13 protein-coding genes are annotated in these 15,860 nt (G+C 64.7%); 7 read left to right on the forward strand and 6 right to left on the reverse strand.

Annotation, left to right across the window (positions count from 1 at the left end):
* The first annotated feature begins 45 nt into the window (after nt 1–45).
* From ACT89O_RS04095 to ACT89O_RS04115, 5 genes are all read left to right on the forward strand, one after another.
* Nucleotides 46–1,221, forward strand: coding sequence for an acyl-CoA dehydrogenase family protein (locus ACT89O_RS04095; RefSeq protein WP_487261906.1), 1,176 nt, complete (start codon nt 46–48; stop codon nt 1,219–1,221).
* Between the two features lie 190 nt (nt 1,222–1,411).
* Nucleotides 1,412–2,224 carry an enoyl-CoA hydratase/isomerase family protein gene (locus ACT89O_RS04100; RefSeq protein ID WP_487261907.1) on the forward strand — a complete coding sequence of 271 codons (813 nt, stop codon included), beginning with the start codon at nt 1,412–1,414 and terminating at the stop codon, nt 2,222–2,224.
* Nucleotides 2,225–2,333: 109 nt separating this feature from the next.
* Complete coding sequence (locus tag ACT89O_RS04105; RefSeq protein ID WP_487261908.1) at nt 2,334–4,274, forward strand: acetyl/propionyl/methylcrotonyl-CoA carboxylase subunit alpha; 1,941 nt, start codon at nt 2,334–2,336, stop codon at nt 4,272–4,274.
* Nucleotides 4,271–5,443: an acyl-CoA dehydrogenase family protein gene (locus ACT89O_RS04110; RefSeq protein WP_487261909.1), complete on the forward strand. Its 1,173-nt coding sequence runs from the start codon at nt 4,271–4,273 to the stop codon at nt 5,441–5,443. Before ACT89O_RS04105 ends, ACT89O_RS04110 begins: the two co-directional genes overlap by 4 nt.
* Before the next feature lie 18 nt (nt 5,444–5,461).
* A complete protein-coding gene (locus ACT89O_RS04115; RefSeq protein WP_487261910.1) occupies nt 5,462–6,355 on the forward strand; it encodes a beta-keto acid cleavage family enzyme in 894 nt (297 codons plus the stop codon).
* A gap of 95 nt (nt 6,356–6,450) precedes the next feature.
* Here ACT89O_RS04115 and ACT89O_RS04120 read toward each other — a convergent pair whose 3' ends face one another.
* Nucleotides 6,451–6,708 carry a hypothetical protein gene (locus ACT89O_RS04120; protein WP_487261911.1) on the reverse strand — a complete coding sequence of 86 codons (258 nt, stop codon included), beginning with the start codon at nt 6,706–6,708 and terminating at the stop codon, nt 6,451–6,453.
* Nucleotides 6,709–6,912: 204 nt separating this feature from the next.
* On the opposite strand from ACT89O_RS04120, the gene ACT89O_RS04125 reads away from it, so the two are divergent.
* The gene (locus tag ACT89O_RS04125; protein WP_487261912.1) at nt 6,913–7,488 is read left to right on the forward strand and encodes a hypothetical protein; all 576 of its coding nucleotides are present in this window, start codon (nt 6,913–6,915) and stop codon (nt 7,486–7,488) included.
* A gap of 15 nt (nt 7,489–7,503) precedes the next feature.
* Here the strand turns inward: ACT89O_RS04125 and ACT89O_RS04130 are convergent, their stop codons facing one another.
* Together ACT89O_RS04130 and ACT89O_RS04135 are read right to left on the reverse strand one after the other, a co-directional pair.
* Entirely contained in the window at nt 7,504–9,675 is a 2,172-nt protein-coding gene (locus tag ACT89O_RS04130; RefSeq protein WP_487261913.1) for a 3-hydroxyacyl-CoA dehydrogenase NAD-binding domain-containing protein, read from the reverse strand.
* Between the two features lie 23 nt (nt 9,676–9,698).
* Entirely contained in the window at nt 9,699–10,904 is a 1,206-nt protein-coding gene (locus ACT89O_RS04135) for an acetyl-CoA C-acetyltransferase (RefSeq protein WP_487261914.1), read from the reverse strand.
* A gap of 145 nt (nt 10,905–11,049) precedes the next feature.
* On the opposite strand from ACT89O_RS04135, the gene ACT89O_RS04140 reads away from it, so the two are divergent.
* The gene (locus ACT89O_RS04140) at nt 11,050–11,352 is read left to right on the forward strand and encodes a hypothetical protein (protein ID WP_225581100.1); all 303 of its coding nucleotides are present in this window, start codon (nt 11,050–11,052) and stop codon (nt 11,350–11,352) included.
* Nucleotides 11,353–11,424: 72 nt separating this feature from the next.
* Here ACT89O_RS04140 and ACT89O_RS04145 read toward each other — a convergent pair whose 3' ends face one another.
* The 3 genes from ACT89O_RS04145 to ACT89O_RS04155 all read right to left on the reverse strand — a co-directional run bounded on the left by ACT89O_RS04145 (nt 11,425) and on the right by ACT89O_RS04155 (nt 15,858).
* Nucleotides 11,425–12,588, reverse strand: a complete 1,164-nt coding sequence (locus ACT89O_RS04145) for an acyl-CoA dehydrogenase family protein (protein WP_056059377.1) — start codon at nt 12,586–12,588, stop codon at nt 11,425–11,427.
* A 127-nt stretch (nt 12,589–12,715) separates the two neighbouring features.
* Nucleotides 12,716–13,882 carry an ABC transporter substrate-binding protein gene (locus ACT89O_RS04150; protein WP_057229165.1) on the reverse strand — a complete coding sequence of 389 codons (1,167 nt, stop codon included), beginning with the start codon at nt 13,880–13,882 and terminating at the stop codon, nt 12,716–12,718.
* 119 nt (nt 13,883–14,001) lie between these two features.
* On the reverse strand, nt 14,002–15,858 hold the full coding sequence (locus tag ACT89O_RS04155; RefSeq protein WP_487261915.1) for an AMP-dependent synthetase/ligase: 1,857 nt from the start codon (nt 15,856–15,858) through the stop codon (nt 14,002–14,004).
* Between the last annotated feature and the right edge of the window lie 2 nt (nt 15,859–15,860).

Genomic DNA, 15,860 nt, shown 5'->3' on the forward strand with positions numbered 1-15,860 from the left:
TGCAGGCACACAAACGTACAAACGCAACAGCAGGAGACAAGCACCATGCAGTTCACGCACGAGCACCGCGAGATCCAGAAGACCCTCAAGCGTTTCATTGACGAGGAGATCAACCCCCGCGTGGACGAGTGGGAAGCGGCCGAGATCTTCCCCGCGCACGAGGTCTTCAAGAAGATGGGCAACCTGGGCCTGCTGGGCCTGTGCAAGCCCGAGGACTACGGCGGTCAGGGCCTGGACTATTCGTACAGCCTGGCCATGGCCGAGGCACTGGGCCACATCCACTGCGGCGGCGTGCCCATGGCCATCGGCGTGCAGACCGACATGTGCACCCCGGCGCTGGCGCGCTACGGCAGCGAAGAACTCAAGCGCAACTTTCTGGCCCCTGCAATTGCGGGCGACATGGTGGGCTGCATCGGCGTGAGCGAGCCTGCGGCGGGCAGCGATGTGTCGGGCATCAAGAGCGTGGCGCGCAAGGACGGCGACGACTACGTGATCACCGGCCAGAAGATGTGGATCACCAACAGCCTGCAGGCCGACTGGATGTGCATGCTGGTGAACACCGGCGAAGGCCCCGTGCACAAGAACAAGAGCCTGGTGATGGTGCCCATGCGCGATGGCCCGGGCGGCAAGCTCACCAAGGGCATCGAGGTGGCGCAAAAGATCCGCAAGATCGGCATGCACAGCAGCGACACCGGCCTGATCTACTTTGACGAGGTGCGCGTGCCGCAGCGCTACCGCATCGGTGCCGAAGGGCAGGGCTTTATCTACCAGATGCAGCAGTTCCAGGAAGAGCGCCTGTGGTGCGCCGCCAGCACGCTCGAATCGCTGAACCACTGCATCCAGTGGACCATCGACTACGCACAGGAGCGCAAGCTGTTTGGCAGCACGCTGGCCGACCAGCAGTGGGTGCAGTTCAAGCTGGCCGAACTCAAGACCGAGGTCGAAGCGTTGCGTGCACTCACCTATCGCGCCTGCGATCTGTACGTGAACGGGCAGGACGTGCTGGAGCTCGCCAGCATGGCCAAGCTCAAGGCTGGCCGCCTGAACCGCGAGGTGCCCGACACCTGCCTGCAGTTCTGGGGCGGCATGGGCTTCACGCTGGAGAACAAGGTCTCGCGCATGTACCGCGACGGGCGGCTGGCGTCCATCGGCGGCGGGGCGGACGAGGTCATGCTCGGCATCCTCGCCAAGCTCATGGGCATTGCGAAGCGGCCCGTATGAGGGGAAAAAATTTGCCCCGAAAACGTGCAGTGGGCACGGTGCAGCCCCTCTCCCCTCGCGGGAGAGGGGTTGGGGAGAGGGGGGTGAACCAGCGCCGTGCCCCTGTCCGAGACCCCCTCTCCCCAGCCCTCTCCCGCAAGGGGAGAGGGAGTGAATGCAGCTCGTTGCGTGCGTGCAATGGAGCACCGAAATGACCCATACCCCTTTGCTCATAGACCGTATGCAACTTGCCAGCGGCAGCATGGAAACCTGGACGCTCAACGACCCGGCCAGCCGCAATGCGCTGTCCGAGGCGATGGTTGACGGTTTGATAGCCGCGTGTGAGCGAGCTGCGGCCGATACCGAGCTGCGTGGCGTGGTGTTGCGCGGTGCCGGTGGTCACTTCTGCGCGGGTGGCAGCCTGGGCGGATTTGCCAAGACCATTGGCCAGCCCCTGGCTGAGGGCGAGGCTGACCCGCTGGTACCGCTGAACCGCCGATTCGGCACGCTGCTGCAGGCCCTGTGCGCGCTGCCGCAGTGGCTCGTGGTGGCGGTGGAGGGCGCGGCCATGGGCGGCGGCTTTGGCCTGGTGTGCTGCGCCGACCAGGTGCTGGCCCATACCAGCGCGCAGTTCGCCACGCCCGAGGTCACGCTGGGCATCGTGCCTGCGCAGATCGCGCCCTTTGTGGTGCGGCGCCTTGGCCCGTCTGCTGCGCGGCGGTGTTTGCTGACCGGCGAGCGCTGGGATGCTGCTGCCGCCCAGCGCTTGGGCTTGGTCGATGACGTGGTGGAGGGCGACATGGATGCGGCTGTACGGGCTGCCATCGCACGCCACGCCGCCGCCGCACCCCAAGCTGTAGCCGCCACCAAACGTTTGTTGCTGGCCCAAGCCGAAACGCCGTTGCCCGCGCTGCTGGACGAAGCGGCAATTGCTTTTTCGCAGGCGCTGCGTGGCCCCGAGGCGCCGCAAGGGCTGGCGGCGTTTGCTGCGCGCAAGGCGCCGCCCTGGAGCGCGAAGCCATGAAAAAGATCCTCATCGCCAATCGCGGCGTTCATGCCGCAGGCATGGCGAAGCAGATTGCCCGTGCACGCGCAGCGTGCAGGCGGGCGATGGAGCCGCGAGAGCACAGCCTATGAAAAAGATCCTCATCGCCAATCGCGGCGAAATCGCCCGCCGCATCATCCACACCGCCCACCGCATGGGCATCGAAACCGTTGCGGTCTATTCCGACCCCGATGCCAACGCCCTGCATGTGCGCGAGGCCACCCAGGCGGTGGCGTTGGGCGGCGCGTCCAGTGCCGACACCTACCTGCGCACCGACAAGCTGCTGGCCGCCTCCCGTGCCACCGGCGCAGATGCAGTGCACCCCGGCTATGGCTTTCTCAGCGAGAACGCCGACTTCGCCCAGGCCGTGGTCGATGCGGGCCTGACCTGGATCGGCCCGCCGCCCGGCGCCATCCGCGCGCTGGGCAGCAAGGCCCGGGCCAAGGCGTTGGCCCAGTCGCAGGACGTGCCCTGCCTGCCCGGCTATGCGGGCGACGACCAGAGCGACGAACGCTTTGCCGCCGAGGCTGCACGCATCGGCACGCCCCTCATGGTCAAGGCCGTGGCGGGTGGGGGAGGGCGCGGCATGCGCCTGGTCACCGACCTGTCGCAGTTGCCCGCCGCGCTCGCCAGCGCCCGGTCCGAAGCACTGGCGGGCTTTGGCTGTGGCGACCTGCTCATCGAACGCGCGCTGTTGCAGCCGCGCCATGTGGAGGTGCAGATCTTTGCCGACGCCCACGGCGCGTGCATCCACCTGGGCGAGCGCGATTGCTCGGTGCAGCGCCGCCACCAGAAGATCATTGAAGAGTCCCCCAGCCCCGCCGTGGACGCAGCGCTGCGCGAACGCATGGGCGCCTGCGCCGTGGCGCTGGCACAGGCCGCTGGCTATGTGGGGGCGGGCACGGTGGAATTCCTTCTGGACGGGGCTGAATTCTTCTTGATGGAGATGAACACCCGTCTGCAAGTGGAGCACCCGGTGACCGAAGCGCTCACGGGGCTGGACCTGGTGGAGTGGCAGATCCGCGTGGCTCGTGGCGAGCCGCTGCCCCTTGCGCAATCGCAGGTGGTCTTGCAAGGCCACGCCATTGAAGTGCGCCTGTGTGCCGAAGACGCACATTTCCGCCCCCACACGGGCCGCGTGCTGCACTTCAGCGCGCCGCCTGCCACCGCGTTTGAGCGGGCCGCGCCGGGCGCGCTGCGTTTTGACCATGCGCTGGAAGAGGGCGCCGAAGTTACCCCCCACTACGACGCCATGCTGGGCAAGCTCATCGTGCACGCGCCCACGCGGGCTGAGGCCATCGCCGCGCTGGTCCGCGCGTTGCAGGGCACCCGCGTGTTGGGCTTGCCCACCAACCGCGCGTTTCTGGCGGCCTGCCTGCAGCACCCCGTGTTTGCCAGTGGACAGGCGCTGGTTCCGTTCCTGGCGGAGCACGCTGCTGGTCTGCAGGAGTTGCTATTAAATGAAGAGCTATCAGCGCTTGTTCCTCCTGCGCTAGAGGCCATTTTTGCTTCAAATCCGGCATCGGATCTGCCTTGTTCCATGACCCGGCCTCTGCGCCTGCGCCACCAGGGCGAGGTGCACGCCGTCACCGTGCGAGAGCTGGGCAGCGGGCGGCTGCAGGTAGAGCAGGCCGGGGCAGAGCCCACCACCATCACGCTCCAGTTGCCTCAGCGCGGTGTGCACTACGTTGCCGTGGAGCCGCTGCGCTGGCATTGGCAGATCGGCGGCGTGGACGGCTGGGTGGAAGACGCATCGTGGGAGCCCGCCACACGCGCGGGTGCGGCGGGCGGTGCGACGGAGTTGCGCGCCCCCTTCAACGGCAAGGTGGTCGCGCTGCCCGTGGCAGCAGGCCAGGCGCTGGCGGCGGGCGATACGGTGGTGGTCATCGAATCCATGAAGCTCGAACACAGCCTGGCCAGCCCCGCCGCCGCCACGGTGGCCGAGCTGCTGGTAGCCCCCGGCCAGCAGGTGTCGCCCGGCCAGGTGCTGGCCCGCTTTGCACCCGCCACGCAAGGAGCGCCCGCATGACCGCTACGTCCGATGCAAGTTCTGTGAGGGACGAAGACCGCACCGCCCTCACCGACACCGTCACCCGCTTTGCCCGCACCGAGATCGCGCCGCATGTGGACGCGTGGGATGCAGCCGGTGAGTTCCCCCGCAGCCTGTACCGCCGCGCGGCCGACCTGGGCCTGCTGGGCCTGGGCTACCCAGAGCAGTACGGCGGTACGCCTGCCAGCTACCAGCTGCGCTTGCCGCTGTGGCGCGCGCTCAGCCGCCACGGTGCCAGCGGTGGTGTGCTGGCCAGCCTGCTGTCGCACAACATCGGTCTGCCGCCCGTGCTGGCGCATGGCAGCGATGCTGTGCGTGCCGAGGTCATTCCACCGGTGCTGGCGGGCGAGCAGATTGCCGCACTGGCGATCACCGAACCCGGTGGCGGGTCCGATGTGGCACAGCTCAAGACCACCGCGCGGCGAGAGGGTGATGAGTACATCGTCAACGGCGAAAAGGTGTTCATCACCTCCGGCATGCGTGCGGACTGGATCACAGTGGCTGTTCGTACCGGCGAAGCAGGTAGCAAAGGCAGTGCAGGTATTTCCATGCTGCTCATCCCCGGCCACAGCGCAGGCCTGTCGCGCAGCAAGCTCGACAAGATGGGCTGGCTCTGCTCCGACACCGCCCATCTGCGCTTTGACAACGTTCGCGTGCCTGCGCGCTACCTGCTGGGTGAAGAGGGCGCGGGCTTTCGCATCATCATGTCCAACTTCAACAGCGAGCGCTTTGGCCTGGCCGCATCGGCCCTGGGCTTTGCCGAGGCCTGCTATGACGAAGCCCTGGCCTGGGCGCGCCAGCGCAAGACCTTTGGCGCCGCGCTGGTCGAGCACCAGGTCATCCGCCACAAGCTGGTGGACATGCAGATGCGCATCCAGTCCACCGCCGCGTGGTGCGAGTCCGTGGCCGCGCAGGCCGACGCGGGCCGCACCGGCCCCGAGTGGGTAGCGCAGGTGTGCCTGCTCAAGAACCACGCCACCCAAACCATGCAGTTCTGCGCCGACCAGGCCGTGCAGATCCTGGGTGGCATGGGCTTCATGCGCGGCACCGTCAGCGAGCGCATCTACCGCGAGGTCAAGGTCATGATGATCGGCGGCGGTGCGGAAGAAATCATGAAAGACCTGGCTGCCAAGCAGCTCGGCATTTGAATGAAGGAGACAGGCACCATGCACAGCACCGACCACGGCAACAAAGCCATCATCACCTGCGCCATCACCGGCGTGCTGACCGACCCCGGCCAGCACCACGTGCCCGTCACGCCCGAGCAACTGGCCAAAGAGGCCCGCCGTGCCTACGACGCTGGCGCCGCCGTCATCCACGTGCACTTTCGCAACCAGGAGCCCGGCAAAGGCCACCTGCCCAGTTGGGACCCGCAGGTGGCGCGCGACTGCGTGCAAGCCATGCGCGAGGCCTGCGCGGGTTTGATCATCAATCAGACCACCGGCGTGGTCGGCCCCAACTATCAGGGCCCGCTCGATTGCCTGCGCGCCACCCGCCCCGAGATGGCGGCGTGCAACGCCGGCTCGCTCAACTACCTGAAGGTGCGCAGCAACGGCACCTGGGCCTGGCCGCCCATGCTGTTCGACAACCAGCCCGCCAAGGTCAAGGACTTCATCGACGTGATGCTGGAGACCGGCACGTTGCCCGAGTTCGAATGCTTTGACGTGGGCATCGTCCGCTGCGTGGAGATGTATGTGCAGACCGGCATGTACACCGAGCGCCTGCCCGAATACAACTTTGTGATGGGCGTTGAATCCGGCATGCCCGCCGACCCGGACCTGTTGCCCATCCTGCTCAAACTCAAGATCAAGGACGCCCCCTGGCAGGCCACCGTCATCGGTCGCAGCGAGATCTGGCCGGTGCACCAGCGCGTGGCGGAACTGGGCGGGCATTTGCGCACGGGGCTGGAGGACACGTTCTATCTGCCGGACGGGATGAAGGCGGATTCGAACGCGCCCTTGATTGAGAAGCTGGCGGAGTACGCGCGCAATGCGGGGCGGGAGGTGGCTTCGCCGCAGGAGGCGCGGGGGATGTTGGGGTTGAAGGCTGCGGGCATTTAGTGAGAGGGAATGGTGCCCAGCGCCGCAGCTCGGGTTAGCTAGTAGCGCCAGTTGATACTTTGCCCAGCGTTGGAGTGGCCTCGGATAGCGCTGCGTTAACTCGGCGAAGGGTCTTGATACACCCGCCGCGCAAGAAACCAGCCGACTACAAGGCTCAAAGCTGCCGATAGCGAGAATCCGTAAATCACCACAATCCGAGAAAAGCGATGCCTTGCCCAATGAGCGTCTTCGTTTGTTTGGATGGCGCGTTTGTATTCGTTCAACTCACTGATCTGCGCAGGAGTCAGCTGGTCGCGGTGCACATAATTTCTGTCGATGTTTTCGACCATCCCAATGGTGTCCGTCTTGATCATGGGAGAGTGAAACACCATGAACACGCCCGCTACACAGAAAGAGAGAACTGCTTGGCCAATGAGTACGCAAACGAGCTTCTTCACTATTTGTGGTGTCATCTCTACTGAGCATTTAAGGTGGCTGAGTACGCAGGACCGTAACGAGTCCGTTCGAACTGGACAAATCATATGAACGTCTTCTACAGCTGGTGAAGGAGAAAGTCCGTGACGCAGTCCTCCTCGGTCCTCAAGGGATTTGCCGCGCTGTCGTATCGTGACCCAGCGGTAGTTCTGCGTGAACTCCGCCAGATCGAGGCTCAAATGGTAGGCGCAAACTTGTCCCCGCAAGTCCGCAATCTACGAACCAACGGCTTGAAGCACATACGCGAGTTTCGCCATGCTGCGCTTTTTTGCCATGGCATGTCCCTGCGTCTGGGGCACCAGGTTTTGTTTTCCCCCGTGGAATCAAGTGACTATGACTTCGTTGCCACATGGCGGACTGCTGATGCTCAGCACTTTGCGCGAGTGCAACTCAAGGAGTTAGTGCCCGCGCATTTGAACGAAGGTGCAACTGTCCAGGCATTGGTCGATGGTTTGAGCAAATATTCCGGCGATGACCTGATAGTTGCTATCTTTCTCAACAGAGAGGGCCGTTTCTCTCTGGAGGAGGTTGTGTTTCCCGCCCTGCACATTGCAGAGTTGTGGTTCGTGTTCGCAACAACCTCAGACCAATATATGTGGCAGTTGATCGGGGATGCATTGCGGGAGCCTGAAGCGAGCTCCTTCAGGTATCCGACTTGAAGGGCCCAGGTTCAGTCAATAGCGTGGCTGAAATTCGCGGATGGCATCTCGGACTTTTGTTTCTAACGTGAACCCCGAGCCGTATTTCGTCGCCAGCTCATCCGCGCGCTTCAGGAACGCCTCAACACCCGTTCCATAAACGAACTGCATCGCCCCTCCCGTCCACGCCGGAAACCCAATCCCAAAAATCGACCCAATGTTCGCGTCATGCACGCTGGTCAGCACGCCCTCGGCCAGGCAGCGCGCAGTCTCGATGGCCTGGCGGTAGAGCAGGCGGTCCTGAATCTCCTGCACGCTCCACTCCACGCCGGGCTTTTCGAACAGAGGTTTCAGCTCCGGCCACAGGTGCTTCTTGGCGCCTGCGGGGTAGTCGTAAAAGCCGCCGCCACCGGCGCGACCAGGGCGTTTTAGCTCCTTGACCATGCGCTCCACCAGCAGCTCGCCGGGCGTGGCGGTGTAGGTTTTGCCTTCGGCCGCGTAGTCGGCACGGGTCTGGTCCAGCACGTGCACGCTCAGGGTCAGCGCGGTTTCATCCAGCACGGCCAGCGGGCCTACGGGCAGGCCGGCCTGCATGGCGGCGTTTTCAATGGCGGCGGCGGGGATGCCTTCGCCCAGCATGGCGGCGCCTTCCATCACAAAGGTGCCGAAGGTGCGGCTGGTGTAGAAGCCGCGGGAGTCGTTGACGACGATGGGCACCTTGCCCAGGGCCTGCACGTAGTCGAACGCGCGGGCCACTGTTTCGTCATCGGTCTGCTTGCCCCGGATGATCTCGACCAGCTTCATCTTGTCCACGGGGCTGAAGAAGTGGATGCCGACAAACTTCTCGGGCCGGCTGCTGGCGGTGGCCAGGCCGCTGATGGGCAGGGTGGAGGTGTTGCTGGCAAAGAAGCCGCCGGGTGCGAGTTGCGGCTCGGCCTCTTGCGTGACCTTGGCTTTCAGGTCGCGGCTTTCAAACACGGCTTCGATGATGAGGTCGCAGTCCGCCAGGTCGGCCGCGCTGGCGGTGGGCGTGATGCGCGAGAGCAGCGTTTGCTGCGCCTCGGTCGTCATGCGGCCCTTGTCCACGCGGGCCTGGGTGAGTTTGGCGCTGTAGGCCTTGCCAGCCTCGGCCTTTTCCGCGCTCACGTCCTTGAGCACGGTGGCGATGCCCCGGCTGGCCTGGGCCCAGGCGATGCCCGCGCCCATCATGCCGGCGCCCAGGATGCCGACCTTTTGCGGCTTGTAGCGCGGGGCCGTGCCCGGGCGCGACTTGCCGCTCTTGATCGCGTTCATGTCGAAGAAGAACGTGTTGATCATGTTGCGCGCCACGGGGCCGGTCATCAGGCGGGCGAGGTAGCGGCTTTCGATGCGCAGGGCGGTGTCGTAGTCCACCATCGCGCCTTCGACCATGGCGGCCAGTGCAGCCTCGGGCGCGGGGTAGCGGCCGCGCGTGGTCTTCTTGAGCATGGCGGGCGCGACGGTGAGGGCGCCTGCAATCTTGGGGTTGGCGGGCGTGCCGCCCGGCATCTTGTAGTTCTTGTCATCCCACGGCTGCACCGCGTGTGGGTGGGTGGCGATGTGGGCCAGGGCGGCGGGCAGCAGCTGCTCGCGCGTAGCCACCAGCTCGTGCACCAGCTGCAGCTCCAGCGCCTCGGCGGGGTTGAAGAGCTTGCCCTCCAGGATGTAGGGCTGCGCGCCCATCAGGCCCAAGAGGCGCGTCATCTTGGTCACGCCGGTGGCGCCAGGCATCAGGCCCAGCGTGACTTCGGGCAGGCCGAACTGGATCTTGGGGTCGGCCACGGCGATGCGGTAGTGGGCCACCAGGGCGACTTCCCAGCCGCCGCCCAGTGCGGCGCCGTTGAGGCAGGCCACCACGGGGATGCCCAGCGTTTCGAGCGTGCGGAAGTGCTTTTTCATGCGCTCGATCTCGCCAAACGCGCTGGGCGCATCGGCGGGCGTGAGGCGCATGGTGGCCTTGAGGTCGGCCCCGGCAAAGAAGCTGGTCTTGGCCGACGCGAGCACGATGCCTTTGAGCGCAGTGCCCAGGCGTTCGCGGTCGCCCAGCACCTGGGCGGTGACCTCGCCCAGCTCTTGCTGCCACTGGCGGCACATGGTGTTGACGGGGGAATTGGTTTCGTCAAACGTGATGACGGCCACTTCGCCGTCGGTGCCCTGGGCGGGGATGAGTTCGTAGCGGATGGTTTGCATGTTGTTGTCTCCTTCCCAGTCAATCAGATTCGCTCGACGATGGTGGCAATGCCCATGCCGCCGCCCACGCACAGCGTGGCTAGGCCATAGCGCTGGCCCCGGCGGTGCAGTTCGTCAATCAGGGTGCCGAGGATCATGGCGCCCGTGGCGCCCAGCGGGTGGCCCATGGCGATGGCGCCGCCGTTCACGTTGACCTTGTCGTGCGGTACGCCCAGCTCGCGCATGAAGCGCATGGGCACGGCGGCAAAGGCCTCGTTCACTTCAAACAGGTCGATCTGGTCGATGGTCATGCCCGCACGGGCCAGTGCCTTCTTGGCGGCGGGCACGGGGCCTGTGAGCATGATGGTGGGGTCAGCACCGCTCAGCGCCGTGGCCACGATGCGTGCACGCGGTGTGAGGCCGTGGGCCTTGGCGGCGGCCTCGTTGCCGATGAGCACGGCGGCGGCGCCGTCCACAATGCCCGATGAGTTGCCCGCGTGGTGCACGTGGTGGATGCGCTCCACCTGCGGGTAGCGCTGCAGCGCCACGGCATCAAAGCCCATGCCGCCCAGTTGCTCGAACGAGGGCTTGAGCGCGCCCAGGCCTTCGAGCGTGGTCTTGGACTTGATGAATTCGTCTTCCGCTAGGATGGTCTGGCCGATGAAGTCGCGCACGGGCACGACCGAATTCTTGAAGTAGCCCGCTGCGCGCGCAGCGGTGGCGCGGCGTTGGGATTCGAGCGCGAAGGCGTCCACATCGGCGCGGGTGTAGCCGTCCAGCGTGGCGATGAGGTCGGCGCCGATGCCCTGGGGCACGAACAGCGTGGCGGAGTTGGTGGCGGGGTCTTGCGCCCAGGCCCCGCCGTCGGAGCCGATGGGCACGCGGCTCATGCTCTCCACGCCACCGGCCACCACCAGGTCTTCCCAGCCGCTGCGCACCTTTTGTGCGGCCAGGTTCACGGCTTCCAGGCCCGAGGCGCAAAAGCGGTTGACCTGCACGCCCGCGCAGCGAAAGTCCCACCCGGCCTTGAGGGCAGCGACCTTGGGGAGCACCGAGCCCTGCTCGCCCACGGGCGAGACGATGCCCATGACCACGTCGTCCACCGCCGCCGTGTCAAAGCGGTGGCGCGCTTGAAGTTCGGTCAGCAGGCCCACCAGCAGGTCGATGGGCTTGACCTCGTGCAGGGTGCCGTCCTTCTTGCCCTTGCCGCGCGGGGTGCGCAGCGCATCGAATACATAGGCTTCGGTCATGAATGGTCTCCGGTGGTTTCTCTAAACTTCAAGCAGTGCGGCGATAAAGCAGCTGGGCTGGCTCACGCCACTACAAGGTGCTTTCTGACGCGGGTGCAGTGGTTTTTGCACTATCTTTCGGCGGTTGCTATCTACATTTCTGGCTATGGAACGAAATACATCCCCTGCATTGCAGCGCATCGCTCGCAGCGCCATCGAATACGACGACACGCGCGAAGGGTTTGCGCTGGAGCACCATGTCGTGCTGGCAGCATCCAGCGCGCTGGCGGTGGCGGCCTTCATGGCGCCCAGCCGCAGCTCGGCGGCCATACGCGGCATTGGCGCAGGCTTGCTGCTGATGCGCGCGCTGAGTGGTAGCCAGGGTGTGCGCTCCTGGCTGAATGTCACCGACCGCCGCCCCGGTGCGCCGCTGAGCCCCGAGGAAGCGCGCGCCGCCTGGTATCTGTAGCGGCATTCGGCGTCCACTGCGGCGTGGTGCTGGGCATCGGGCACTGCGTTATTCACGGTGCGGTGCACTCCGTTATTTGCCCAGGCCCATGGCCCGCGCAATCACTTCTTTCATGATCTCGTTGGTGCCGCCATAAATGCGCTGCACGCGTGCGTCGGCATAGGCGCGGGTGATCGGGTATTCCCACATGTAGCCATAGCCGCCAAACAGCTGCACACATTCGTCCATCACCTTGCACTGCAGGTCGGTCGTCCAGTACTTGGCCATGCTGGCGGTTTCGGTGTCGAGCTGATCGCGCACGATCAGCTCACAGCATTTGTCCACGAACACGCGGGCCACCTGCACCTGCGTTTGCAGCTCGGCCAGGGTGTGGCGGGTGTTCTGAAATGACGCCACGCTCTGGCCAAAGACCTTGCGCTGCTTGACGTAGTCCAGCGTCCAGTCGATGGCGGCCTGGGCGGCGGCCACGGCGGTGATGGCGATCTGCAGGCGCTCCCAGGGCAGCTGCTCCATCAGGCAGATGAAGCCACGCCCTTCCATGGCGGGGCCGCCCAGCAGGTTGTCCACCGGCACCTGCACGTCGTTGAAGAACAGCTCGGACGTGTCCTGCGCCTTCATGCCCATCTTCTTGAGGCGCTGGCCTTTTTCAAAGCCGGGCATGCCGCGCTCCACCAGCAAAAGGCTGGTGCCCTTGGCGCCCGCAGCCGGGTCGGTCTTGGCGACCACAATCACCAGGTCGGCATGCCAGCCGTTGGTGATGAAGGTTTTGCTGCCGTTCAGCACGTAGTGCGACCCGTCCGCACTTTTGATGGCCGTGGTCTTGATGCCTTGCAGGTCGCTGCCCGCAGCCGGCTCGCTCATGGCGATGGCACCCACCACGGCGCCGCTGGCCATCTGCGGCAGGTACTTCTGTTTCTGGGCCTCGGTGCCGTAGTGCAGGATGTACGGCGCCACGATCTCGCTGTGCAGACCAAAGCCGATGCCGGTGGTGCCTGCACGCGCCAGCTCTTCCATCTGCGCCACCGAATAGAGCTTGTCGGCCCCGGCGCCTCCGTATTCCTCGGGCAGGCTCATGCACAGAAAGCCGTTGGCGCCCGCCTGGCTCCACACCTCGCGCGCCACATAGCCCTGGTCTTCCCAGGCGGCGTGGTGGGGCGTCACTTCCTTGTCGATGAAGCGGCGAAAGCTGTCGGCAAAGGCCTGGTGGTCGGGCTGGAAGAGGGTGCGTTCGATCATGGTGGGGCAACCAGGTTATTTATGCAAAGTTACTGCTTGGTTAAATTCTGCCACCGACTGAGCCCGGATGCACCCCCTGAAACGCAAAAGCCGCCCGAAGGCGGCTTGAAGGAGGCGGGTCAGGCGCTCATGGCTTGACGTAGTCGGAGACCACCTTCCACTTGCCATCGGTGATCTGCGACAGGCGAGAAAGATCGCTGCCCAGGCGCTTTTGTGGGCCAAAGGTGCCCTCGGCGCTGCCGAACATGTCGGGCGGAATCACCATGGTGTCCATGGCCTTGATGAAGCTGTCGGTGCTCAGATTGGGGCCCGCCTTCTGGGCCGCCTTGATGAAGGCGTCGATGGCGTTGTAGCCGTAGACCGAGAACACGGTGGGGTCTTCGTTGAACTTGGTCTTGTACTTGTTGGCCCAGAAACGGATGGGCTGGCTGGCTTCATCCAGGTAGGGGTGTTGCACCGTCATGGTGGCGTACAGCCCGTCCATGGGCTTGCCGCCCAGCTTGTGGATGAGGTCGGTGTAGGCGGCGCTGGAGCCCAGGAAGGTAGGGTTGAAGCCCGTCTTGCGCGCCTCGCCAATCGTGCCGATGGTCTCGCGGATGATGGTGCCCAGGATCACGAAGTCGCATTCGGAGGACTTCATCTTGGCGACCTGTGAAGAGAAGTCGGTGGCGCCGCGCTTGTACGAGGTCTTCTCGGTGAAGTCCATGCCCATGGACTTGAGTGCCGCCTCGCCCCCGCGCATCACCTCCAGGCCAAATTCATCGTCCTGGTAGATGGTGCAGATCTTCTTGGCGCCCTTTTCCTTGATGAGCTTGGGGGCTGCCAGGCGGATCTGGTCATAGTAAGTGGCGGCAAACGAATACTTGAGCTTGTGGAAGGGCTCGTACATTTCCCGCGCGGCCGTCACCGGGAAGAAGTTAATTACATTCTTGCTGAACTGCACGGGCATGGCGGCCAGGTTTTGCGCCGTGCCGATGTGCGCCACCATCATGAAGATCTTGTCTTGGTTCACGAGCTTTTGTGCGGCCAGCACGGCTTTCTTGGGGTCGTAGCCCGAGTCTTCCACCTTCAGGTCGAGCTTGCGGCCATTGACGCCGCCTTGCTCGTTGGCCTCGTCCACGCGCAGCATCATGCCCAGCCGCACCTGCTTGCCAAAGCCCGCCAGCGGGCCGGACAGATCCTGGATGGAACCCAGCGTGATGGTGTCCTTGCTCACGCCCTGGCTGGGCTGCGCCTGCGCAGCACCTCCGGCCATGGCCACGATGGCCAGCGCGGCAATGTGATGAAGTTTCATGGCACGTCTCCTTTGGTTGGATCGAACTCGGTTGCTCGTTATAGAACGATGCCCGGGGTGGGGCACCAGCACTTTCCCTATCCTGATAGGCGTGGCCTGCGGTTGCGTGACGTGCGCACCTACCGGTACATCGCCTCAATCTGCGGTGCGTACTTCTGCTGCACCAGCTTGCGCTTGAGCTTCATGGTGGGCGTCAGCTCTTCGTCCTCCGCAGTGAGCTGTGTGTCGAGCAGGAAGAACTTCTTGATCTGCTCCACGCGGGCGAACTTTGCATTGACACGGTCGATCTCGGCCTGGATCAGCTCCTGCACCTCGCGCGTGCGGGTCAGGCTGGCGTAGTTGGAGAACGGCACGTCGTTGTCCTGTGCGTACTTCTCCACGTTCTCCTGGTCGATCATGATGATCACCGTGAGGTAGGGCAGCTTGTCGCCAATCACCACCGCATCGGTGATGTAAGGGCTGAACTTGAGTTCGTTCTCCAGCTCGCTCGGCGTGATGTTCTTGCCGCCCGCCGTGATGATGATGTCCTTCATGCGGTCGGTGATGCGCAGGTAGCCATCGTCGTCGATCAGGCCCACATCGCCCGTGTGCAGCCAGCCTTCGGGGTCGATGGTTTCAGCGGTTTTCTCGGGCTGGTTGAGATAGCCCTTGAACACATTGGGGCCACGCACCAGGATTTCTCCCGTGGCGGGGTCGATGCGCACCTCGTTGTAGCTGGCCGCCGGGCCGATGGAGCCGGGTTTGATGCGGCTGGCCGGCACACCGGTGGAGGCGCCGCAGGTCTCGGTCATGCCCCACACCTCCAGCATGGGCACGCCCAGCGCCAGGTACCACTTCACCAGATCGGGCGAAATGGGCGCTGCGCCCGTGACGAGGAAGCGCGCACGGTGGATGCCGATGAGCTTGCGCACATTGTTAAGCGCCAGAAAGCGCGCCAGCATGAACTGCGCCTTCAGCAAACCGCCCACGGGCTGTCCGGCCAGCACCCGATCTGCGATGCGGGTGCCCACGCCAATCGACCAGGCATAGGCCGCCTGCTGCATGCGCGTGGATTCCTTCAGGGCAATCATCACGCCCGAATAGAACTTCTCCCACACCCGGGGTACGGCGGTGAACACCGTGGGCGCGATCTCTCGCACGTTCTCGGGCACGGTGTCGGGGTTCTCGACAAAGTTGAGGCGCGCGCCGGTGTAGAGCGAGAAGTATTCGCCCCCCATGCGCTCGGCGATGTGGCACAGCGGCAGAAAACACATGGTCTCGTCGGCCTCGCTGCGCGAGATCAGCGTGTTGTAGCCGCGCACGGTGTAGGTGAGCGCGGCGTGCGTGTGCATGGCACCCTTGGGCTTGCCGGTGGTGCCCGAGGTGTAGACCAGGATGGCCAAGTCTTCGGGTCGGCAGGCCTTGACGCGCTGCATCAGCGCGTCGGGGTGTTGTGCATTCCAGGCCCTGCCCAGCTCGCGCAGGGCGGCCAGGCTCAGCACATCGGGGTCGTTCAGACTGCGCAGGCCTTCCATGTCGAACACCACCACCTTGCGCAGCAGGGGCAGGCTGCTGCGCACTTCCAGGGCCTTGTCGAGCTGTTCATCGTCTTCCACAAACAGCACGGTGGTGCGAGAGTCTTCGCTCAGGTAATGCACCTGCGCCGCCGCGTCAGTGGGGTAGATGCCATTGGCCACGCCGCCACAGCTCAGCACGGCCAGATCGGCCAGCACCCATTCGATGTTGGTGTTGGACAGGATGGATGCACATTCGCCGGGCGCAAAACCCAGCGACATCAGGCCGCCCGCAATCTCCCGCACGGCTTCCGCCGTCTGGTCCCAGGTCCAGCTCTTCCAGATGCCCAGCTCCTTCTGGCGCATCCACACGCGCGGGCCGCGCTCGGCCACGGCGTTCCAGAACATGGCAGCGATGGTGTCGCCCGCAAGCACGTCGGTGCCTGCGGGCTGGATGTGATCGAGGTCCCAGAGGTTAGACATTT

It is taken from the genome of Acidovorax sp. NN32, from assembly GCF_057597245.1.